Origin of the sequence: Micromonospora sp. NBC_00860, from assembly GCF_045207375.1 — a bacterium.
Lineage (GTDB): Bacteria > Actinomycetota > Actinomycetes > Mycobacteriales > Micromonosporaceae > Micromonospora > Micromonospora vinacea.
The window spans coordinates 2113826-2134356 of sequence record NZ_CP108825.1; the positions used below are offsets into that span (position 1 = coordinate 2113826).

Below are 20531 nucleotides of genomic sequence, written 5' to 3' on the forward strand. Positions count from 1 at the left end.
CACGATGAGAGCGTGCACCCCGAACCGGTCGACCACGCACCCCGGCAGGCGTTTCCCTGGGCGCTCCTGCGTCAGCGCTGGGAGGACCTCACCTTCCTGCACTGGGCCGTCGCTCCGGAGGTCGTCGCGCCGTTGCTGCCCGCCGGCACTCGCCCGGACACGGTGCAGGGGGTCAGCTATGTCGGCCTGATTGGGTTCCGGATGGTCGGTCTGGGCTTCGGCCGTGGCCCCGGGGTGCCGTACTTCGGCACCTTCTGGGAGACCAACGTCCGGCTCTACTCGGTCGACGACGCCGGCCGGCGAGCTGTCGTGTTCCGGTCCCTCGACGCGTCCCGCCTGCTGCCGGTGCTGGTGGCGCGGGTGACGCTGCGCCTGCCGTACCTCTGGTCGTCGATGCGGTTGGACCGCGACGGCGACCGCCGCACCTACCGTTGCCGGCGGCGCTGGCCGGGGCCGGCGGGAACGACGAGCCGGATGGTGGTGCGGGTGGGGGAGCGGATCGTCGACCCGACCCCGCTCGAACACTTCGTCACCGCCCGCTGGGGGCTGCACACCCGGGCGTACGGGCGCACGCTGCACCTGCCGAACTGGCATCCGAGCTGGCCGCTGCACCGCGCCGAGGTGCTGCACCTGGATGACGAGTTGGTGGCCGCCGCCGGGCTGCCAGCGCCGGTCGGGCCGCCGGTGAGCGTGCTCTACTCACCCGGTGTCGGGGTCAGGTTCGGCCCGCCGGTGGCGGCCCGGCCGCGGGGTGCCGGGCCGCCGGAATCTCAGTAGCGGCCACCCTCGGGGGCGGGCAGCGCGTCCAGGTCGGCCAGGTCCTCGGCGCTGAGCCGCACGTCAGCGGCAGCGCAGTTGTCCACCAGGTACTTCGGCGTCTTGGTGCCGGGGATCGGGATGACCTGGTCACCCTGGGCCACGACCCACGCGAGGGCTACCTGCGCGGGGCTGAAGCCCGCCCGGTCGGCGATCTCCCGGACCCGGGCGACGATGGCGAGGTTGGCGCGTAGCGCGTCCTGCTGGAAGCGCGGCAGGCCACGCCGGAAGTCGTCGGCGGGCAGGTCGTCGAACGAGGTGAACCGGCCGGCGAGGAAACCGCGACCCAGCGGGGAGAACGGCAGGAAGGCGATGCCCTGCTCGGCGCAGTACGGCAACACCTCGGCCAACGGGTCGCGCGTCCACAGTGACAGCTCGGACTGCACCGACGCCACCGGGTGCACCGCCTGGGCCTGCGCGATCTGCGCGACCGTCACCTCGGACAGCCCGAGCTGCCGGGCCTTACCCGCCGCCACGACCTCGGCCATCGCACCCCAGGACTCCTCGATGGGCACCTCCGGGTCGACACGGTGCAACTGGTACAGGTCGACGTGGTCGGTGCCGAGGCGTCGCAGGCTCTCGTCGATCGCCGCGCGGATGTGCTCCGGGCGACCGTTGTTGCCGATCTTCGGTGAGTTGCCGGGGCCACCGCTGGGGGAGGTGGCCACCAGGCCGACCTTCGTGGCCAGTACGGCCCGCTCCCGATGCCCGCCGGCCAGTGCCCGCCCGACCAGCTCCTCGTTGGTGTACGGCCCGTACACGTCCGACGTGTCGATCAGCGTCGCGCCCAGGTCCAGTGCCTGACGGATGACGGAGATCGAGGTGTCGTCGTCGCGAGGGCCGGTGATGTCGTAGCCGTGGCTCATGCCCATGCAGCCGAGGCCGATGACCCCGACCTCGGGTCCGGTGCTGCCCAGCGTGGTGGTTCGCATGCGCCCCACGCTACGACCGGAGCGGGTGGACCACCAACGCCGGCGTCGCCTACGCCACGTACGACGTGGAGCGCGAGCCGTCGTACGGCAGCGTCCTGTAATTCAGGATTTCAACTGGGTGAAGCGGATGCTGTTGCCGAACGGGTCGCGCAGGGCGCAGTCGATCCCGTAGAAGCGATCGGTGGGTTCCTCGGTGAACTCGACACCTCGGCCCAGCAGCGTCTCGTACGTCTTGCGGCAGTCGTCGGTGGAGAAGATGAGCGAGCCGCCCATTGCGCCCTTGGTGACCAGGGCACGGACCTGCTCGGCGGTCTCCTCGGACATCGCCGGTGGGCCGGGCTTCTCCAACAGGATCTGGCGACCCGGCTCGCCGGGGACGCTGACGGTCAGCCAGCGCATGAAGCCCATGTCGACGTCGGCGTTGACCTCCAGGCCGAGCTTGCCGACGTAGAAGTCGAGGGCCTTGTCCTGGTCGAGGACGTAGATCTGTGAGTGCGTGATCGCGGTGAACATGCACGTCACGCTAGGGGTGGGCGCTACCGGACGCTTATCCAAAACTGCTCAGTGACGACTCTCACCAGTACCGGACTCGTGAGTCCGGTACGGTGGAGGCTAAGCGGACCCGTGAGTCCGGATGTGCCCGACAGTCACCCACGAGGAGCCCCATGACCCCGGTACGGATCAGCGACGCCCTGCGCGCGGTCGTCTTCGAGCCGACCCGCGACCTGACCGAAGCGCTCGACGAGTTCTACGCCCCCGACTACACCCACCGCAGCGACGGCGAGACCCTCGATCGGGCCGGATTCGTCGAGATGGTGACCCGGGTACGCGGTCAGGTCGTCAGCGGCACCGTGCGGGTCCTCGACGAGCTGCGCGACGGCCTCCGCTACGCCGAACGGCACGTCTACGAGATCACCCTGGCCGACGGGTCGACCGCCCAGCGAGAGATCGCCATCTTCGGGACGTACGCCGAGGACGGCCGCTTCCGCCACCTCAGCGAGACCGGTTTCGACCTCCCCGCCGACGACGTCGCCTGAACAACCCCGACGAACGACAGCACAGGAGAGAACCATGCCCCGTCTCGCCGACCCCGACCCGAACGCCTTCCCGGCGGACGTCCGGGAACTTCTGTCCACCCTGCCGCCGGACCCGATGGTCAAGATGCTGGCCCACTCGGTCGGTACGGTAAAACTGTTCGTCGACCTCGCGAGGGCGCAGTTCACCTCGCTGGAGCTGCCGGCCCGCTCGCGGGAGCTGGTCGTCCTGACCGTTGCCGAATACGCGGAGTGCGAGTTCGAAGCCGCCCAGCACAGGCCGATGGCCCTGGAGGCCGGTCTCGATCAGCGCGTCATCGAGATCATCAGCGCTCGGGACCTCGACAACCCGGAGCTGTCGCCGTCCGACCGGGCTCTCATCCGCTTCACCGCCGAGGTGGTGCGATCTCCACGCATCTCCGACGAACTGTTCGACCAGGTGCGGCACGTCCTGAGCGAACGCGAGATCGTGGAGGTGCTTCAGGTGGTGGGTTACTACTGGTCGTTCAGCCGGGTCTGCACCGTGCTCGACGTCGAACTCACCAAGGTGTACAGCGACGAGCGGGTGGTCTCCGGCGATGCCGGCCGGGCAGACTGAGATCCATGGCAGAGTCCGACTCCGAGCCGACGTCGAGCGACCCGGATGCTTCCCATCGGCGTCTGGACGCCCGTCGCAATCAGGAGCGGGTCATCGCCGCCGCCCGGGAGCTCTTCAGCGAGCAGGGTCTCCAGGTGACGGTGCCGCAGGTGGCCGAGCGGGCCGGGGTGGGTCGCGCGACGGTGTACCGCAGCTACCCCAGCAAGGAAGACCTGATCGTCGCGGTCGTCCAACGGCAGTTCGAGGAGCTGGAGCAGCGCATCCGCGCGGCGCTCGACGGCGTCGACGCGTACCAGGAGTGGTGTTCCTTCGTGCCCGACCTGTTCGGACGCCTCGCGCGCGACCGGGTCCTCGCCGACGCGTTCTTCGAAGGCCGGCTGGTGCCCGCCGCGCGCATCCTGGACCTGATCGGGCAGCTGGTGGCGGCGGCCCGACCGTCCGGCAAGATCCGCCCGGACGCCGGGGTGCTGGACATCCGGGTGCTCCTGTGCGGGGTGGTCCGGCAGCTCATCGTGCTCGACGAGCGCGACCCGGCGGTGTGGCGCCGGTACGCCGACCTGGTGCTCAATGCGCTACGCCCCTGACGATGGCAGCTCACGGACCGAGGAGTGGATCGATGACGAAGGTGACGACCTGGGCGACGATGTCGTTGGACGGCTACATCGCGGACGCGTCCCACGGTGGCTTCGAGTACCTGTTCCAGTGGTACGAGAACGGTGACGTCGAGACCCCGACGGCCGACCCCGAGCTGACCTTTCGGACGTCCGCTGTGAGCGCCCGGCATCTGCGGGCTCTCACCGAGCGGACCGGCGCGCTCGTCGTCGGCCGGAGGCTCTTCGACATCACCAGCGGGTGGGGTGGCCGGCATCCGTTGGACGTGCCCGTCGTGGTGGTCACCCACAGCGTGCCGGAGGGCTGGGCACCCGAGAACGAGTCCTTCGTCTTCGTCACCGACGGCATCGAGAGCGCCGTCGCCCGGGCGAAGGCGATCGCCGGCCACAAGGAGGTCGGTGTCAACGGCGGCACCATCGCCGCCCAGGTCGTCGAGGCCGGCCTGCTCGACGAGGTGCACGTCGAGCTCGTCCCGGTCCTGCTCGGCGCTGGCATCCCGCTCTTCGCCGACCTGAAGATCGCGCCACTCCAGCTGGACGGCCCGTTCAGCGTCGTCGAGGGCGTCGGAGTCACCCACCTGGCCTACCGGGTACGCCCAGCGGCCTGAGCGGCCTTGCACCACGACCGCGCCACGGCCACCGTCGGAGGATCAGGGGGTGAAGGCCCGCCGGTACGCGGTGGGGGTAGTGGCGAAGGCCCGCTGGAAATGCGCCCGGAGGTTGGTCGCCGTACCCAGGCCGGTGCGCCGTGCGACCTCGTCGATGGTGATCCCGCCGTTCTCGAGCAGGGTGCAGGCGGCGCGCAGCCGTTGCTGGATCAGCCAGGCTCGTGGGCCCATCCGGAACCGACTCTGGAAGGCGCGGTGCAGCGTACGGCTGGACATCACACCCTGTCGGGCAAGGTCCGCGACAGTGATCGGGCGGTGCAGGTTGCCGCTCGCCCAGGCGGTGACAGTGGCCAACTCGTCGTCCTCGCCCCCAACGCCGACCGGGATGAACTGGGCCTGACCGCCGGCTCGGTGCAGCGGTGTGACCATGTGGCGGGCCCGTTGGATGGCGGCAGCCTGCCCGTGGTCGCGGCCGACGAGGTAGAGGCACATGTCCAGACCGGCGGCGAGTCCGGCGCTGGTGACGACCTCACCTTCGTCGACGTAGAGCGCATTCGCGTCCACGAACACCCGCGGGTGCTCGCGGGCGAGCGCGTCGGCGTGCGCCCAGTGGGTCGTCGCGCGGCGGCCGTCGAGCAGACCGGCCTGGGCCAGCGCGAAGGCGCCGGTGCAGATCGACGCGATGCGGGCCCCACGACGGTGGGCCAGCCGCAGCGCGTGGAGAGCACGGGCCGGTGCCGGGCCGCGGCGGAATCCGGGGACGATCACCGTGTCGGCATCGTCCAGCACGTCGAGCGTCGCGGCGACGGTCAGCTCCAGGCCAGCCGTGGTGGTGGTGACCGAACCACCGTCCAGTGTGCACACCGTCATCGTGTACCGGCCGTGGCCCTCGTGCCTGAACACCTGCGTCGCGATGGTCAGATCGAAGGCGACGACTCTGGGGAGGGCGAGGACGGCGACCCGGTGCGTGGCGGAACTCTTACGCATGATGGCAAGGATGCCACTCGTCGCCGCCCGCTCGACGGGAGATTCTGGGCCGTATGCGAATCGAGATCGTGGTGTTCGACGGCTTCGACGAACTGGACGTCTTCGGGCCGTTCGAGGTGTTGTCGATGGCCGGCTTCGACGTGGCGCTCGTCGCCGTCGAACGGCCGGGGCTGGTCACCAGCATGCGTGGTGTCCAACTCCAGGTCCCCGAGGTGCTGAATCAGGCGGATGGCGTGATCGTCCCGGGTGGCGGATGGCTGAACCGGGCCGCCGAGGGTGCCTGGGCGCAGGCGCAGCGCGGTGTGCTGCCGGCGAGGCTGGCCGAGCTGGCACCATCGGCGCGGTGGATGGCGTCGGTGTGCACCGGCGCGTTGGTGCTCGCGGCCGCCGGGCTCCTGACGGGTCGTCGGGCGACCACCAACCGCAACGCGTACGACGAGTTGCGCGCCCACGACGTCATCGTCCTCGATGAGCGGGTGGTCGACGACGGTGACCGGGTCACCGCCGGTGCGCTGTCGGCCGGGCTCGATCTGGGTCTGTGGCTCACGGAACGCGAACTCGGCGCCGCCACCGCCAAGCGGGTCGCTGCGTCCATCGAGTACCCGGCTGCGGGTCGCTGAGCAGCCCGGACAGAACGGGCGCGTCACCTTAACGCGCCGGAAACACCCCCGGTACCAACCCTGGGAACGCTCGTCGGACAGTCGAGAGCACCGACACGCGAACCGGGGTGACCATGGCCGACAACACCACGAACGCGCCGACGTACGACGGGCCGGTGGGCCGGTCCGGCAACGGCCGGATACTGCCCACCCCCCGCACGAACCCGCTCCTGTCGCTGGACGACGGCGACCCGGCGGACCTGGCCACGATCGGGGTGGAGGAGGAGTTCCACGTCGTCGACCTGCACACCCGGGAGTTGGTGCCCCGCGCCGGGGAGTTGCTCGACCGTCTGCCGGCCGCCTCGTTCACCGCCGAGCTGCACCGCAGCGTGGTGGAGACCAACACCGCGGTCTGCCGCACCCTGGACGAGATCCGCGCCGAGCTGACCCGGCTGCGTCAGGCGGCCGTCCAGGTCGCCGACCGGGCCGGGCTGGGCATCGTGGCGGCCGGTACGGTGCCGCTGCGCGCCGACGGCGACCCCAGCGTCACCCCCACCTCCCGTTATCGGCGGATGCTCGACGAGTACCAGATGCTCGCCCGGGAGCAGTTGATCTGTGGGGCGCAGGTGCATGTCGGCGTCTCCGACCGGGACCTGGCCGTGGCGGTCACCCGTCGGGTCCAACCGTGGCTGCCGGTGCTGCTCGCCCTCTCCACCAGCTCGCCGTACTGGATGGGCCAGGACAGCGGGTACGCCAGCGTCCGATCGCTGGTCTGGCAGCGCTGGCCCACCGCGGGTGACCCGGGTGAGGTGACCAGCGCGGCGGACCACGAGGCGCTGGTCGCCGAGCTGATCTCCTCCGAGACCATCACCGACCCCGCCATGATCTACTTCGACGTCCGGCCGTCTGCGCACGTGCCCACAGTGGAACTGCGGATCACCGACGCCAACGCCGATGTGGAGACCATCGTCCTGCTCACCGGCCTGTTCCGGGCGCTCGTCCGGCGGGAGGTGGCCGCCCTGCGCGCCGGGGTGGAACGCACTGCCGTACGACCACCGGTGCTGCGCGCTGCCGTGTGGCGGGCCGCCCGCTCCGGTTTGGAAGGTGACCTGCTCGACCTGCCCCGGTCGGCCCGACCGGTGTCGGCCGCCCAGGCGGTCCGCCGCCTGGTGACGGACCTGCGCCCGCAGTTGGAGGCGACCGGGGACTGGGAGCAGGTCAGCGAGTTGACCCGCTACGCGCTGGAACGCGGCAGCTCCGCCGCCCGGCAGCGGCGGGCGTACGAGCGACGGGGCCGGTTGGCCGACGTGGTCGACCTGCTGCTCGACGAAACCCGGGGCCGGGTCCGGGGGCCGCTGCCGGGTGCGCCGACACCGCCGGCGCTGCCCACGTACGCCGACGCCGGCGACGAGGTCTTCGGACCGGCCGGACCGCAGCCGGCGTACGCCCCGATGCTCGCGGCCCTGCGCCAGCTCGGCGCCGGGGCCCTGCGCCAACGCGAGCACGACCGGGACGAGGAGCAGCGTGCCCGGGGGGTGACGTTCAGCGTGGCCGGCGAGGCGAGCACCCGGCTCTTCCCGGTGGACCTGGTGCCCCGGGTGGTGCCGGCCGCCGACTGGAGGACTCTTCGTACCGGTCTGGTGCAGCGCGCTCGCGCCCTCGACGCGTTCCTGCGCGACGTCTACGCCGACCGGGCGGTGGTGGCCGACGGCGTGGTGCCGGCGTGGGTGGTGGAGTCCTCACCCGGGCTGCGCCCGACCGGGGCGCTGATGGGCCGGCGGGGCACCCGCGCCCAGGTGTCCGGGACCGACCTCGTCCGGGACCCGGAGGGCGGCTGGTACGTGCTGGAGGACAACCTGCGGGTGCCCTCCGGGATCGGCTACGCGGTGCAGAACCGTCGGCTGACCCAGGCGGTGCTGCCGGAGCTGCCGGTGCCGGAGGACCTGCTGCCCGCCGACGAGACGCCGGCGATGCTGTACCGGGCGTTGGTCGCCGCCGCGCCCGCCGCGGCCGACGACCCCGCCGTGGTGGTGCTCAGCAGCGGCCCCGGTGATCCGGCGTGGTTCGAGCATCGGCTGCTCGCCGACGAGATGGGGGTTCCGCTGACCGAGACCAGCGACCTGCTGGTGGAGGAGGGCCGGGTCCGGTTGGTCCGCGAGGGCTGCCGCCGTGAGGTCGACGTGATCTACCTGCGGATGGACGAGGAGGCGCTGCTGCACGCGCCGGGCGCGGACGGAGTGCCGCTGGGGTGGCCGCTGCTCGCCGCGGTGCACGCCGGGCGGCTCACGCTGGCCAACGCGCTGGGCAACGGTGTCGGCGACGACAAGGCGCTGTACGCGTACGTGCCCCGGCTGATCGAGTACTACCTGGGCGAGAAACCGCTGCTGGGGGACGTGCCGACGTACCTGTGTGGGCTGCCCGAGCAGCGGGCCGAGGTGCTGGGCCGGCTCGACGAGCTGGTGCTCAAGCCGGTCGACGGGTACGGCGGTGACCGGGTGGTGATCGGCCCCCGGGCCGAGGCCGAGGAGCTGGACGCCGTCCGGGAGCAGATCCTCGCGGCCCCGCACCGGTGGATCGCCCAGGAGATGATCGCGCTGACCACCCACCCGGTCTTCGACGGCACGGCGCTGGCCCCCCGCCACGTCGACCTGCGGGCCTTCGTGTTTCTCGGGGACACCGCCGAGGTCGCGCCGGTGGCGCTGACCCGGGTGGCGCCGGCCGGCAGCATGATCGTCAACTCGTCGCGAGGCGGCGGGTCGAAGGACACCTGGCTGCTCGGTGGAGCCGACGAACCGTCGGTGTAACCCACGCTTGACCCACACGTCATCGGGACGCAACCCGGTCCGCCAAGCCTGGACCGGTCAGCGGCCCCAGCCGATGAGAGGTGCCTGCCATGTGCGGTATCGGAGGCGAGTTCCGCCTCGACGGGACGTCACCGGACCTGGCCGCCGTCGAGCGGATGCTCCCCGCCCTGGCCTCCCGGGGCCCGGACGGCGAGGGCCGGTGGCAGCAGGGGCCGGTGGCCCTGGTGCACCGTCGGCTGCGCATCATCGACCTGTCCGACGCGGGCGCCCAGCCGATGGTCGACACCGAGCTGGGTCTGGCAATGGTCTTCAACGGCTGCATCTACAACTACCGGGAACTGCGCGACGAGCTGACCGCCGCCGGTTACTCCTTCCGCTCCACGTCGGACACCGAGGTGATCCTCAAGGCGTACCACCGGTGGGGGACGGCCTGCGTCGAGCGGTTCTACGGGATGTTCGCGTTCGCCCTGGTCGAGCTGGCCACGCACACACTGGTGCTGGCCCGGGACCGGCTCGGCATCAAGCCGCTCTACCTGGCCGAGGGGCCGGGTCGGGTGCGGTTCGCCTCGACCCTGCCGGCGTTGCTCGCCGCCGGTGACGTGGACACCGACCTCGACCCGGTGGCGCTGCACCACTACATGAGCTTCCACTCGGTGGTGCCGCCGCCGCGTACGATCCTCGCCGGGGTCCGCAAGCTGCCGCCGGCCACCGTGCGGGTGATCACCGCGGACGGCCGGAGCACCGACACCACCTACTGGCGGCCGGAGTTCAACCGGGCCGCCGCCCCCACCATGTCCGCCGACGAGTGGCAGGAACGGCTCATGGCGGCGTTGCGCACCGCCGTACGACGGCGGATGGTCGCCGACGTGCCGGTCGGCGTGCTGCTCTCCGGCGGTCTCGACTCCAGCCTGATCGTCGCGCTGCTGGCCGAGCAGGGCCAGACCGGGCTGGCCACCTTCAGCATCGGCTTCGAGGCGGCGGCGGGGGAGAGCGGCGACGAGTTCCACTACTCCGACCTGATGGCCCGACACTTCGACACCGACCACCAGCAGATCCGCATCGGCGCGGAACGGTTCGTGCCGGCCGTGCACCAGGCCATCGCGTCGATGAGCGAGCCGATGGTCAGCCACGACTGCGTCGCGTTCCACCTGCTCTCCGAGGAGGTGTCGCAGCGGATCACAGTGGTGCAGTCCGGGCAGGGCGCCGACGAGATCCTCGCCGGCTACGACTGGTACCCGCCGATGGCGAACGTGGCCCGCGCGGACGCCGTCGAGGCGTACGCCCGGGTGTTCTTCGATCGTCGCCACGACGCGCTCGGCGGGCACCTGGCGCCCGAGTGGATGCTCGACCACGACGCCAGCCTGGAGTTCGTCGCCGCGCACTTCGGCGCGCCCGGCGCGGACACCGCGCTGGACGCGGCGCTGCGCCTGGACAGCCTGGTGATGCTCGTCGACGACCCGGTCAAGCGGGTCGACAACATGACGATGGCCTGGGGGCTGGAAGCGCGGGTGCCGTTCCTCGACCACGAGGTGGTCGAACTGGCCGCCGCCTGCCCACCCGGCCTGAAGCTGGCGCAGGGCGGCAAGGGCGTGCTGAAGGCGGCGAGCCGGGGCATCGTCCCGGACGAGGTGATCGACCGGCCGAAGGGCTACTTCCCGGTGCCCGCCATCCGGCACCTCTCCGGCCCACTGCTCGACGACGTGCGGGACGCGCTGACCGCCCGACCGGCGCGCGAGAGGGGACTGTTCCGCAAGGACTACCTGGAGGAGTTGCTGGACGCGCCGAACGCCCAGCGGACCACGCTGGGCTCCAACGCGCTCTGGCAGCTCGGGCTGCTGGAGCTCTGGTTGCAGCGGATCGGGGTTTAGATGAGCGTACGGATTGAGCCGCCGCGCACCGCCCGGCGGGCCCGCCCCGCGAGCCACCGGCCGATGTCGGCGCCGGTGCCCACCAGCGAGGACTTCGCCCCGGCGCCGTCCCCCGACGGCCGCCGGGTGGCGTTCCTCTCCGACCGGGCCGGCACGCCCGGCGTCTGGGTCTGCGAGGTCGACGCCGGTGCACCCGTCGTGCTGCCGATGGGCGACGAGCCGGTCCTCGCGCTGACCTGGTCGCCGGACGGCCAGTGGCTGGCCTGTGTCGTCGCCCCCGGCGGCGCGCCCCGCACCGAGCTGTGGGTGCTGCGCCCGGACGGTACGCGCCGTCACCAGGTCGCCGGGTTCGGCCGCCGCAGCGCCGCGCTGGCCGGCTGGCTGCCTCACGGCGCGGTGCTGGCGGTCACCGAGACCGACGAGCACGGGCAGGCCCTCCTGGTAGACGCGGCCACCGGGCACCGGCGGGTCCTCGCCCAGGGTGACCTGCTCACCCTCCTGGACGTGACCCCGGACGCCGGTGTGGCGCTGCTGCGTCGCGGCCCGCGCAACGCCCGCTGGCTGGAGCTGCTGGACGTGGCGACCGGCGAGCGGCGGCGGCTGTTCCCGGACACCGGCCGGGGCAGCACCGACCAGGGTTGGTTCGGCCCGGACGGCACGAGCGTGCTGGCCCGCACCGACGCGTACTCCGAACTCGCCGCGCTGGTGCGGGTCGACCTGACCCGACCGGAGCAGCCGCCGACCCGGCTCGCCGGGCGACCGGACGCCGAGCTGGAACACGTCACGCCGAGCGCGGACGGGCAGCGCGGCGCGTTGCTGTGGAACACCTACGGCGGGCGCAGCGAGCTGAGCATGCTCGACTTCGCCAGCGGTGTGCAGCGTGCCGTCGCCGCCCCCGGCGAGGTGCTCGGCGACGTCGTCTTCGCCGCCGACGGCGGTCTGCTCTGCCTCACCGCGCAGGGGCCGGTGCAGCCCCGGGAGGTGTGGCTGGTCGACCCGTCGACCGGGGCGCCGCGCCCGCTGCGGCCGGACACCGGCGCCCCGCGCGCGGACGATGCCGGTGTCGCGCCGCAACTCCTCGACCTGCGGGCCCGCGACGGGCTGCCGCTCTCCGGCTGGCTGTACCGCCCGGCCGGGCCGGGCCCCTGGCCGACCGCGATCAGCCTGCACGGTGGCCCGGAGGCGCAGGAGCGTCCCGGCCATAACCCGCTGTTCCAGGCCCTCGTGGCGCAGGGCGTCGCGGTCTTCGCGCCCAACGTCCGGGGGTCGTCCGGTTTCGGTCGGTCGTTCGTCGCCGCCGACAACCTCGCCGGCCGCTATGGTGCGATCGCCGACGTGGCGGCCTGCGCCGACTTCCTCGTCGACGCCGGCGTCGCCCGGCCCGGCCAGCTCGGCGTTCTGGGCCGCTCCTACGGTGGTTACCTGGTCCTCGCGGTGCTGGTGAACTTCCCCGGTCTGTTCGCCGCCGGGGTCGCCGAGTGCGGCATCTCCGACTTCCGGACCTTCTTCGCCGGCACCGAGCCGTGGATCGCCGCCGCCGCCGTCAGCAAGTACGGTGACCCGCAGCGGGATGCCGACCTGCTGCGGGACCTCTCCCCGCTGACCCACATCGACCGGTTGGACGTGCCGGTGCTGCTGATCCACGGCGCCAACGACACCAACGTGCCGGCGGGCGAGTCGGCGCAGGTCGCCCAGGCCCTCGCCGACCGGGGTGTGCCGCACGGGCACCTCGTGCTCGCCGGGGAGGGGCACGACTTCCTGGCGCGGGCCAACGCCGAGGCGGCCCGTACGGCCACCACCGGCTGGTTGACCCGGCACCTCACCGCCACCGCGACCGTCGTCGGCTGAGGCGTTATCCTGCGCCGGTGGAGGTCGCGGCGCAGGGTGAGCGGTTGGCCGCGGACCTGGGTCGCTGGCTGACCGAGGTGACCTTCGTCGACCTGGACACCGACGAGGTCACCGCGCGGGTGATCGACTCGGTGGTGCGGTGGGCCGAGGCCCAGGGCTGGCGGGTCTACCGGCGCGCGCCGAGCGTGTTGCCATTGCCGCCGCCGCTGGAGCAGCGGCACTCGGTTCTCGACGTGGCGTGCGCCCGCCCCGACGGTCCGCCCGTCGTGGTGGAGGTCGACCACACCGACCGGGCCCGTACGGTGCAGAAGCTGCGCGCGGAGGCGGACGCCGGCCGGATCCCGATCTGGGTGCGGTGGGGTGTCGGGCGTTTCACCGCGCCGCCACCGCCGGTGCGGATGGTGACGGTCGAGGTGACCCGGCGGGCCGGTCCGGCCGGGCGTGGGCGTCTGCACAGTCGCGGCGGTGACCGCCCCGCCCCGGCCCACTCGAGCGGTGGCGGCACGGTGACCCCGCAGGCGCTCCCGATCCCGTCGACCGACCCGGCGTCGGGCCCGGCCGACGGCGCGGGTAAGGCCACCTGAAGCGAATCGTAAGCGGGCTCCGGCAGAGTTCTGGGTGTCACCGGAGAGCACGACAGACACCCAGGAGATCCCGATGCGCAAGCTCATCAACTCGACCTACATCACCCTCGACGGCGTCATCGAGAACCCGATGTGGACCGCGCCGTACTTCGACGAGGAGGCCGCCAGCCTCGCCGGTGCGCAGACCGAGGCGGCCGACGCGATGCTGATGGGCCGGGCCACCTACGACGGCTTTTCCTCCGTCTGGCCGAGCATGGACGAGAGCGACCCGACCACCGGCGCCGCGTACTTCAACAACGTCAAGAAGTACGTCGCCTCGACCACCCTGACCAACCCCACCTGGAACAACACGGAGGTGCTCCAGGGCGATCTGGTCGAGGCGGTCACCGCGCTCAAGGCCCAGGAGGGCAAGAACATCATCCAGTACGGCTTCGGCTCGGTCACCGCCCAGCTGATCCGGGCGGGCCTGGTGGACGAGGTCCGCTTCTGGATCCACCCGGTGCTGGAGGGCGGCCCCAGCCTCACCTCGCCGCTGGCCGACCTCAAGGCGTCCTTCGACCTGGTCGACACCCGGGTGCACAAGAGCGGCGTGATCGTCGCCTCGTACCAGCCGAAGACCTCCTGAGCACCGGTCAGAGCTGGGCCCGGGCCTCGCCCGGGCTCAGCTGCGCGCCCTCGGCGAGCAGCGCGTCGAAGCGCTCCGGCCCGAGTTCCGCCCGCAGGCGTGCTGTCGTCCGGTCGGTGTCGTCACGTTCGGCCGGCGCGGCGGGGGACTGCGCGGCGAGGCGGGCGGCGGCCGCGGCGCCCAGCAGCCGGGCGGCGACCTCGGGGGAGCGCACCGCTGCCGCCATTCCCTCCAGGGGGCCGACCGCGTCCCGCATCGTCGCCATCGCCTCGGCGACGTCGAACGCCTCGACGTGCAGGGCCAACGCGGCGTCCGGGTCGCCGCCCTGCTCGACCGCGTAGCCCAACTCCACCAGCACCATCGGCAGGTAGAGCGCGGGTTGGCTCTCTCCCCGGCCCAGGTCGGCGAGGTGGCTGAGGTGGGTGACGGCCAGGTCGAGCTTGCCGTCGCGGCGGGCGGCCAGCCCGAGGCTCATCTCCGCGAAGATCAGCGCGCCGGGCGGGCCCTGCTCCACCGCCAGTCCGTACGCGCGCTCGGCCAGCTCCCGACCCTGGGCGTAGTCGCGGGTCTGCACGGCGAGCCAGGCCAGCCAGGACAGCTCCGCGCAGACCTGCGGCCACAGCGCCAGCTCCTCGGCCCAGCGCAGCCCCTCGCGGTGCAGCGCGGCGGCGCGCTCGTGCTCGCCGCGCATGTCGGCCAGCCCACCCACCCACTCGGTAGCCCGGAGCCGACCCCACCGGTCGCCGAGGTCGGCGAAGAGCGCGGCGCTGCGGGTCGCGGTGCGCTCCAGGGTGGCCTGGTCACCGTTGGCGTGGGCGATGTGGGCCAGGGAGGTGAGCACCGCGGCCTCGGTCCACGGGTCGTCGGCGGCGGCGGTGGGCAGCAGCTCCGACACCAGGGTCAGGTCGCCGTGTTCGATCACCGCGTTGGCCGCGAACCAGGCGGCGTGGCTGTTCGGGTCGGCGGCCACCGCGGCGCGCACGTCGTCCGGAGCGACAACCTCACCCTGTGACAGGGCGAAGCCGACCCGCCAGGGCGTCGCACGGGCCTCCTGCTCCGGGTCGCCGGGCACGGCCAGGGCCCGCCGTGCCTCGGTGAGCCGGCCGCGCAGGAACCAGTACCAGCTCAGCGCGACCGCCAGGCGCAGCCCACCACCGTGCGCCAGCGCCGAGCGCAGGTTCGCCAGCTCGGTGTCGAGCAGCGCCAGCCAACGTTGCTGGTCGGCCCCGCGCAGCCCGGGGTCGGCCCGCTCGGCCAGCTCGGTGTAGTAGGCGGCGTGCCGCTCGCGGACCTGGTCGGCGTCGCTGAGGCGTTCCAGGCAGAACGCGGCCACCGATTCGAGTAACCGGTAGCGGGGGGCCGCACCGGAGTCGTCGAGCACCACCAGCGACCGGTCGACCAGCCGGGCCAGGGCGTCCAGGTCGGTTCGGCAGACCTGTTCGGCGGCCTCCGGGGTGCAGCCGTCCGGGAACACCGCCAGTTGGGCGAGCACCACCCGGTCGGACTCGTCGAGAAGGTCCCAGCTCCAGCCGATCACCGCGGTCAGCGTCCGCTGCCGGGGTGGCACGTCCCGCTGGGCGGTGGTGAGCAGCCGGAACCGGTCGTCGAGCCGGTCCACCACCCCGCGTACGCCCAGCGCGCGAACCCGGGTCGCGGCCAGCTCCAACGCCAGCGGCAGACCGTCGAGGCGGCGGCACAGCTGGGCCACAGCTGTCGCTGTCTGCCGGTCGAGGTGGAAACCGCGCTGCTGCGCGGCGGCGCGGGCGACGAACAACCGGGCCGCCGCCGAGCGCCGGACCGCGTCCAGGTCACCGTCGTCCGGCACCGGCAGCGGGGGTACCTCCCAGAGCAGCTCACCGGTCAGCCCGAGTGGCTCTCTGCTGGTGGCCAGCACGCTGACCCCGGGCACGTCGCGCCGCAGCCGGGCAACCAGCTCGGCGACCGGTTCGATGACGTGTTCGCAGTTGTCCAGCACGAGCAGCAGCTGCCGGTGGCGCAGGGCCGTGACCAGCCGGTCGGCGGGGGACACTGTCGTTCCGGCGGCCTCGTGGGCGCCCAGCGCGCCGAGCACCTGTTCGGCGACGCGTGCGTCACCGGCCGGGAGTGGGGCCAGCTCGATGAGCTGCACGCCGTCCGGATAGGACGCCGCGCGGGCCGTCTCGGTGGCCAGCCGAGTCTTGCCGACGCCACCCGGTCCGACCAGTGTGACCAACCGGTGCCGGGGCAGCAGCGCGGCCAGCTCGGCGAGCGCCTCATCGCGCCCGATCAGCTCGTCGAGCGGGGCCGGCAGGTTGTTCCGGATGAGCGCCGCCTTCGGCGCGGCGTTCAGGCCGGCGTCCTGTTCCAGGATCCTGCGGTGCAGCGCGACCAGCTCCGGGCCGGGGTCGAGGCCGAGCTCCTCGGCGAGCCGGGCCCGCAGGTCGGCGTAGCTCTCCAACGCCTCGGACTGGCGGCCGGCCGCGTACAACGCGCGCAGCTGCACCGCCCGCAGGCCCTCGCGCAGCGGATGCTTGGCGACCAACTCGGCCAGGTCCGCGGCCACCAGGTCATGCTCACCCCGGGCCAGCCGGGCCTGCGCCAGCCGTTCCTGCACGACGAGGCGCTGTTCGGCGAGGCGGGTCGCCTCGGCACGCACGAACTCGGCGTCGGCCACGTCGGCGTACGGCTCGCCGCGCCACATCGCGAGGGCCTCGGTCAGGCGCTCGACGTCGGCGCAGCGGGCCAGCTCGTCGAAGCGGCCGACGTCGACCGCGTCGACCCGCAGCAGGTAGCCGGGTGGCCGGGACTCGACCAGATCGCGGGCGCCGGGCTCGGCATCGTTGAGAGCCTTGCGTAGCTGCGACACCCGCACCTGGAGGGCGCCGGCCGGGTTGGCGGGGGCGTCGTCACCCCACAGGTCGTCGATGAGACGGTCCGCCGAGACCACCTGGTTGCGGTTGGCCAACAGGTCGGCCAGCAACGCTCGTACCTTCGTGCCGGGCACCACCACCGGCTCGCCGGCGTCGGTGGTCACGGCGAGCGGCCCCAGCACCCCGAACTGCACGGCGGTCATCCTAGTCGCGGGGAGCGACATCGACCCATTGCGCGATCTGTGAGTGGGGGTTGTCAAGGGGTGCGGTGGTGGGTGGTGATGGTGCGGTAGAGCTGTCGGGCGATGTAGCGCTTGAGGCAGCGGGTGATTTCTCTGGTGGTGCGGCCTTGGGCGCGGCGTCGGTTGATGTAGTCGCGGGTTTCGGGGTGGATGCGGCGGCGGGTCAGGGCGATGGTGTGTAGGGCGCTGTTGAGGGTTCTGTCGCCGCCGCGGTTGAGGCGGTATCGGTCGGTGCGGCCGCTGGCCACGGGTATGGGGGCGGCGCCGGCGAGGGTGGCGTAGGCGGCTTCGGAGCGGACGCGGCCGGGGTGTGACCAGGCGGTGAGGGCGATCGCGGCGGTGACGGGTCCGACTCCGGGTTGGTCGAGCAGGGGTGGGCACAGGTCGGTGACGAGGGCGCGGAGGCGTCGGTGGTTGTCGGCCAGTGCGGCGTCGAGGGTGTGGATGTGACGGGCGAGGGTGCCCAGTTCGCGGCGGCGGGTGTGTTCCTCGGTGGGCAGGTGGGTGCTCTCGGATGGGTCGAGGGCGGTCAGGCGGGCGATCTGGTGGGTGGTGCTCAGCCCGCGTAGGGCGTGGCGCAGGGCGTCGTCGGCGGTCAGGATCAGCGCTTTGACCAGGTTGACCGTGGCGGTGCGCGCGTCGCTGTGGTGGCGGCGGCAGACCAGCAGCAGACGCAGCGCTTCGCGTGGTCCGTCGCTGCGGGGCACAGCGATATGGTCGGTGGACAGTGCCAGCACCGCGTGGGCGGCGGCGACCGCGTCGAGTTGATCGGACTTCCCGCCCCGGCGGCGGACCGCCGGGGCGGGTTTGGGTGCCTCGCAGACCGGTTCACCGGCAGCGCTCAACAGCCGGCACAGTCCCTGACCGTGCGCCCGGGTGCCCTCTACCGCCCACAACCGGCGCCCGTCCGGCGGGGTGTGCGCGGCGGCGAAGGCCACCAGCCGGCTCAACCCGTCCGCGTCGGTGGACACGGTGACCTGCGCCAGCACCGCCCCGAACCGGTCGAGCACGGCAGCGGTGTGGGTGTCGGTGTGGGTGTCCACCCCCACCACCACGTCATAGCGATCCGTGACCCGCTCTACGATCTGTGCCATCTCGGGTTGTTACTCCTTTGCCAGTGACGACCGGGACAGTCGGCGTCGGCTCGGGATGCAGTCACCTCGGCGGCAAATCTGTGATGGGCCACGTGTGCTCGCACGGGCAGGCTTCTGATCAGGCCAGCAAGGTGGGCCGGGCCGGCGCCGACGACCACCTGGGGACAGGTCTTGCACAAGGCACACCCGCACTCCGAGCGGCCGGATCGGCAATGAGCCACCCAAGCGATCATCGACGCCGAACCTAGCGGCAACCAGCCGAACCGATCACCACGTACATAGAAGCGTCTTGCACTTTCTGCGGCGACATAAGGCGAGGAAGCCGCATAACGGCCGCACAAAACGCAAGATCGCGGGGATGTTGACGAACGCGGCTCGCGTCGTGGCACCCGGCGGCCCGAAGTGCGCCGTCCGTGGTCATGGCGCGCGGCCGCTTCACCGGGTAGAAACATGTCAACCCCTTCCGGTCCGGCCCAACCTCCGACCGCAGGGGTCAGAGAGCGCTCTCACCGCCCCCAGCTGCGCCGGAAGTACGCCTCCGGCCAGCGGAGAGGACGAACCACATGACAACCCCGTCCCGACGTACCCTCATCCTTGCCCTTCTGGTGGCCACCACGGTCGCGACGACCAGCACGGCGGCCAGCGCCGGCCGCCCGTCGCACGGCGCACCCGACTTCGGCCCGAACGTGACGATCTTCGACCCGTCCATGCCGCTCGCCGAGATCCAGCAGACCCTCGACGCGGCGCACGCCCGGCAGGTCGACAACGAGATGGGCACCGAGCGGCACGCCTACCTGTTCAAGCCGGGCACGTACGGCACGGCCGCGCAGCCGTTGCAGGCCAAGGTCGGCTACTACACCGAGGTGTCCGGCCTGGGCGCCTCGCCCACCGACGTCACGGTCAACGGCAAGCTGGAGGTCTACAACCGCTGCCTGGCCGACGGCGGCACCGGCAACTGCCTCGCGCTCGTCAACTTCTGGCGCACCCTGTCCAACCTCTCGCTCACCATCAACGCCGCCGGACAGGACGACTGCCGGTCGTCGGCGAACTTCTGGGCGGTCTCCCAGGCGGTGTCGATGCGCCGACTGAACATCGGCGGCGGCGGTCTGTCGCTGATGGACTACTGCACCGCCGGGCCGCAGTACGCCAGCGGTGGGTTCATCGCCGACTCACGGCTGCCGGCCACGACGAACGGCTCGCAGCAACAGTGGCTGACCCGCAACAGCGAGGTCGGCAGCTGGTCCAACGCCGTGTGGAACCAGGTGTTCGCGGGGGTCGAGGGCGCACCGGACGACGCCACGTTCCCCGACCCGCCGTACACCACGCTGGAGACCACCCCGATCAGCCGGGAGAAGCCCTACCTCTTCGTCGACGGCAAGGGTCGCTACCAGGTACGGGTGCCCGCCGCGCAGCGCAACAGCCGGGGCGTCTCCTGGGCCGACGGCATCACGCCGGGGCGGACCATCGGAATCGGTGACTTCTTCATCGCCAAGCCGTCCGACTCGGTCCGTGTCATCAACAGCCAACTGGCGCGCGGCAAGCACCTGCTGCTCACCCCCGGCACCTACGACATCGCGCGCAGCATCGAGGTCCGGCGTCCGAACACGGTCGTGCTCGGCATCGGGCACGCCACGCTCACCGCAGTGAACGGCGCGATCCCGCTGGACGTGGCCGATGTTCCCGGGGTGGTCGTCGCCGGTGTCACGATCGACGCCGGCCTCGTCGAGTCACCGGTCCTGCTGCGCGTCGGGCGCCAGCACGGCCGCGACGCGAGCAGCCCGCACAACCCGACCACGCTCTCCGACGTGTACTTCCGGGTCGGCGGCCCGCACATCGGACGGACGAACACCGCGCTGGAGGTCAACAGCGACAACGTGCTCATCGACCACACCTGGGTGTGGCGCGGCGACCACGGCGTCGAGGGTTTCACCGAGGGCGTCAACGGTGACACCGACCGCTGGCGGAGCAACACCGGTCGCTACGGCGCCGTCATCAACGGCGATCATGTGACCGCGACCGGCCTGTTCGTCGAGCACTTCCAGCGCTACAACACGGTCTGGAACGGCGAGCACGGCACCACGATCCTCTACCAGAACGAGCTGCCGTACGACCCGCCGACACAGGCCGACTGGATGAACGGCGCGGTCGAGGGCTGGGCCGGGTACAAGGTAGGTGACCGGGTGCGTCACCACACCCTGTACGGCGGCGGGGTGTACGTGTTCAACCAGAACAACCCGTCGATCCACACCGAGAACGGGTTCGAGGTCCCGAACCGGCCGGGGGTGCGGCTGCACCACATCATGACCGTCAACCTCAGCGCCGGCACGATCGACCACGTGGTCAACGGCGTCGGGGACGCGGCCGACATGACAAAGGTCGGCGCCCCGGTCTACCTGACCGAGTACCCGACCCCGTAGCGGGATCGGTCGTAC

At 72.0% G+C, this 20531-nt stretch carries 17 protein-coding genes; 12 read left to right on the forward strand and 5 right to left on the reverse strand.

The annotated features are described in order from the left end of the window. Window positions 1-12: 12 nt before the first annotated feature. Window positions 13-777: a YqjF family protein gene (locus tag OH804_RS09545; RefSeq protein WP_196923457.1), complete on the forward strand. Its 765-nt coding sequence runs from the start codon at window positions 13-15 to the stop codon at window positions 775-777. Here the strand turns inward: OH804_RS09545 and OH804_RS09550 are convergent. Together OH804_RS09550 and OH804_RS09555 are read right to left on the reverse strand one after the other, a co-directional pair. Next, window positions 771-1748 (reverse strand): aldo/keto reductase, encoded by a 978-nt coding sequence (locus tag OH804_RS09550; protein ID WP_406064400.1) that lies wholly within the window; start codon window positions 1746-1748, stop codon window positions 771-773. The two genes, OH804_RS09545 and OH804_RS09550, sit on opposite strands and share 7 nt — an antisense overlap. 102 nt (window positions 1749-1850) lie before the next feature. Continuing rightward, a complete protein-coding gene (locus OH804_RS09555; RefSeq protein ID WP_406064402.1) occupies window positions 1851-2261 on the reverse strand; it encodes a VOC family protein in 411 nt (136 codons plus the stop codon). Between the two features lie 152 nt (window positions 2262-2413). On the opposite strand from OH804_RS09555, the gene OH804_RS09560 reads away from it, so the two are divergent. Genes OH804_RS09560 through OH804_RS09575 form a run of 4 tightly spaced genes read left to right on the forward strand, consistent with a single transcriptional unit; the run spans window position 2414 to window position 4599 of the window. Beyond that, window positions 2414-2785 (forward strand): hypothetical protein, encoded by a 372-nt coding sequence (locus OH804_RS09560; protein ID WP_196923454.1) that lies wholly within the window; start codon window positions 2414-2416, stop codon window positions 2783-2785. A gap of 34 nt (window positions 2786-2819) precedes the next feature. Next, the gene (locus OH804_RS09565; protein ID WP_196923453.1) at window positions 2820-3380 is read left to right on the forward strand and encodes a carboxymuconolactone decarboxylase family protein; all 561 of its coding nucleotides are present in this window, start codon (window positions 2820-2822) and stop codon (window positions 3378-3380) included. 5 nt (window positions 3381-3385) lie between these two features. Then, complete coding sequence (locus OH804_RS09570; RefSeq protein ID WP_406064405.1) at window positions 3386-3964, forward strand: TetR/AcrR family transcriptional regulator; 579 nt, start codon at window positions 3386-3388, stop codon at window positions 3962-3964. Window positions 3965-3996: 32 nt separating this feature from the next. Continuing rightward, entirely contained in the window at window positions 3997-4599 is a 603-nt protein-coding gene (locus OH804_RS09575) for a dihydrofolate reductase family protein (protein ID WP_406064407.1), read from the forward strand. Between the two features lie 42 nt (window positions 4600-4641). Here the strand turns inward: OH804_RS09575 and OH804_RS09580 are convergent, their stop codons facing one another. After that, window positions 4642-5586 carry a GlxA family transcriptional regulator gene (locus tag OH804_RS09580; RefSeq protein WP_406064409.1) on the reverse strand — a complete coding sequence of 315 codons (945 nt, stop codon included), beginning with the start codon at window positions 5584-5586 and terminating at the stop codon, window positions 4642-4644. A 53-nt stretch (window positions 5587-5639) separates the two neighbouring features. Here OH804_RS09580 and OH804_RS09585 point away from each other — a divergent pair, with 53 nt between their 5' ends. From OH804_RS09585 to OH804_RS09610, 6 genes are all read left to right on the forward strand, one after another. Beyond that, on the forward strand, window positions 5640-6206 hold the full coding sequence (locus OH804_RS09585; protein ID WP_406064411.1) for a DJ-1/PfpI family protein: 567 nt from the start codon (window positions 5640-5642) through the stop codon (window positions 6204-6206). A gap of 113 nt (window positions 6207-6319) precedes the next feature. Continuing rightward, window positions 6320-8989, forward strand: coding sequence for a glutamate--cysteine ligase (locus OH804_RS09590; RefSeq protein WP_406064413.1), 2670 nt, complete (start codon window positions 6320-6322; stop codon window positions 8987-8989). Between the two features lie 89 nt (window positions 8990-9078). Then, entirely contained in the window at window positions 9079-10857 is a 1779-nt protein-coding gene (locus OH804_RS09595; RefSeq protein ID WP_406064415.1) for an N-acetylglutaminylglutamine amidotransferase, read from the forward strand. Continuing rightward, window positions 10858-12705, forward strand: a complete 1848-nt coding sequence (locus tag OH804_RS09600) for a S9 family peptidase (protein ID WP_406064417.1) — start codon at window positions 10858-10860, stop codon at window positions 12703-12705. Between the two features lie 17 nt (window positions 12706-12722). Beyond that, window positions 12723-13289: a hypothetical protein gene (locus OH804_RS09605; protein ID WP_406064419.1), complete on the forward strand. Its 567-nt coding sequence runs from the start codon at window positions 12723-12725 to the stop codon at window positions 13287-13289. 73 nt (window positions 13290-13362) lie between these two features. Next, on the forward strand, window positions 13363-13914 hold the full coding sequence (locus tag OH804_RS09610; RefSeq protein ID WP_406064421.1) for a dihydrofolate reductase family protein: 552 nt from the start codon (window positions 13363-13365) through the stop codon (window positions 13912-13914). Window positions 13915-13921: 7 nt separating this feature from the next. Here the strand turns inward: OH804_RS09610 and OH804_RS09615 are convergent, their stop codons facing one another. Further along, window positions 13922-16957, reverse strand: coding sequence for a BTAD domain-containing putative transcriptional regulator (locus OH804_RS09615; protein ID WP_406064423.1), 3036 nt, complete (start codon window positions 16955-16957; stop codon window positions 13922-13924). A gap of 62 nt (window positions 16958-17019) precedes the next feature. Next, window positions 17020-18099 carry an IS110 family transposase gene (locus OH804_RS09620; RefSeq protein WP_406064425.1) on the reverse strand — a complete coding sequence of 360 codons (1080 nt, stop codon included), beginning with the start codon at window positions 18097-18099 and terminating at the stop codon, window positions 17020-17022. Between the two features lie 563 nt (window positions 18100-18662). Between OH804_RS09620 and OH804_RS09625 the strand changes: the two genes are divergently transcribed. Beyond that, window positions 18663-20516 (forward strand): adenylyl cyclase, encoded by a 1854-nt coding sequence (locus OH804_RS09625; protein ID WP_406064427.1) that lies wholly within the window; start codon window positions 18663-18665, stop codon window positions 20514-20516. Window positions 20517-20531 lie beyond the last annotated feature (15 nt).

What these genes read in the sequence shown, in the direction of transcription:
- OH804_RS09565 (WP_196923453.1), top strand. Translation starts at nt 2,820, where the DNA reads ATGCCCCGTCTCGCCGACCCCGACCCGAACGCCTTCCCGGCGGACGTC.
- OH804_RS09620 (WP_406064425.1), bottom strand. Translation starts at nt 18,099, where the DNA reads ATGGCACAGATCGTAGAGCGGGTCACGGATCGCTATGACGTGGTGGTG.
- OH804_RS09625 (WP_406064427.1), top strand. Translation starts at nt 18,663, where the DNA reads ATGACAACCCCGTCCCGACGTACCCTCATCCTTGCCCTTCTGGTGGCC.
- OH804_RS09600 (WP_406064417.1), top strand. Translation starts at nt 10,858, where the DNA reads ATGAGCGTACGGATTGAGCCGCCGCGCACCGCCCGGCGGGCCCGCCCC.
- OH804_RS09585 (WP_406064411.1), top strand. Translation starts at nt 5,640, where the DNA reads ATGCGAATCGAGATCGTGGTGTTCGACGGCTTCGACGAACTGGACGTC.
- OH804_RS09575 (WP_406064407.1), top strand. Translation starts at nt 3,997, where the DNA reads ATGACGAAGGTGACGACCTGGGCGACGATGTCGTTGGACGGCTACATC.
- OH804_RS09590 (WP_406064413.1), top strand. Translation starts at nt 6,320, where the DNA reads ATGGCCGACAACACCACGAACGCGCCGACGTACGACGGGCCGGTGGGC.
- OH804_RS09570 (WP_406064405.1), top strand. Translation starts at nt 3,386, where the DNA reads ATGGCAGAGTCCGACTCCGAGCCGACGTCGAGCGACCCGGATGCTTCC.
- OH804_RS09550 (WP_406064400.1), bottom strand. Translation starts at nt 1,748, where the DNA reads ATGCGAACCACCACGCTGGGCAGCACCGGACCCGAGGTCGGGGTCATC.
- OH804_RS09560 (WP_196923454.1), top strand. Translation starts at nt 2,414, where the DNA reads ATGACCCCGGTACGGATCAGCGACGCCCTGCGCGCGGTCGTCTTCGAG.
- OH804_RS09595 (WP_406064415.1), top strand. Translation starts at nt 9,079, where the DNA reads ATGTGCGGTATCGGAGGCGAGTTCCGCCTCGACGGGACGTCACCGGAC.
- OH804_RS09610 (WP_406064421.1), top strand. Translation starts at nt 13,363, where the DNA reads ATGCGCAAGCTCATCAACTCGACCTACATCACCCTCGACGGCGTCATC.
- OH804_RS09580 (WP_406064409.1), bottom strand. Translation starts at nt 5,586, where the DNA reads ATGCGTAAGAGTTCCGCCACGCACCGGGTCGCCGTCCTCGCCCTCCCC.
- OH804_RS09555 (WP_406064402.1), bottom strand. Translation starts at nt 2,261, where the DNA reads ATGTTCACCGCGATCACGCACTCACAGATCTACGTCCTCGACCAGGAC.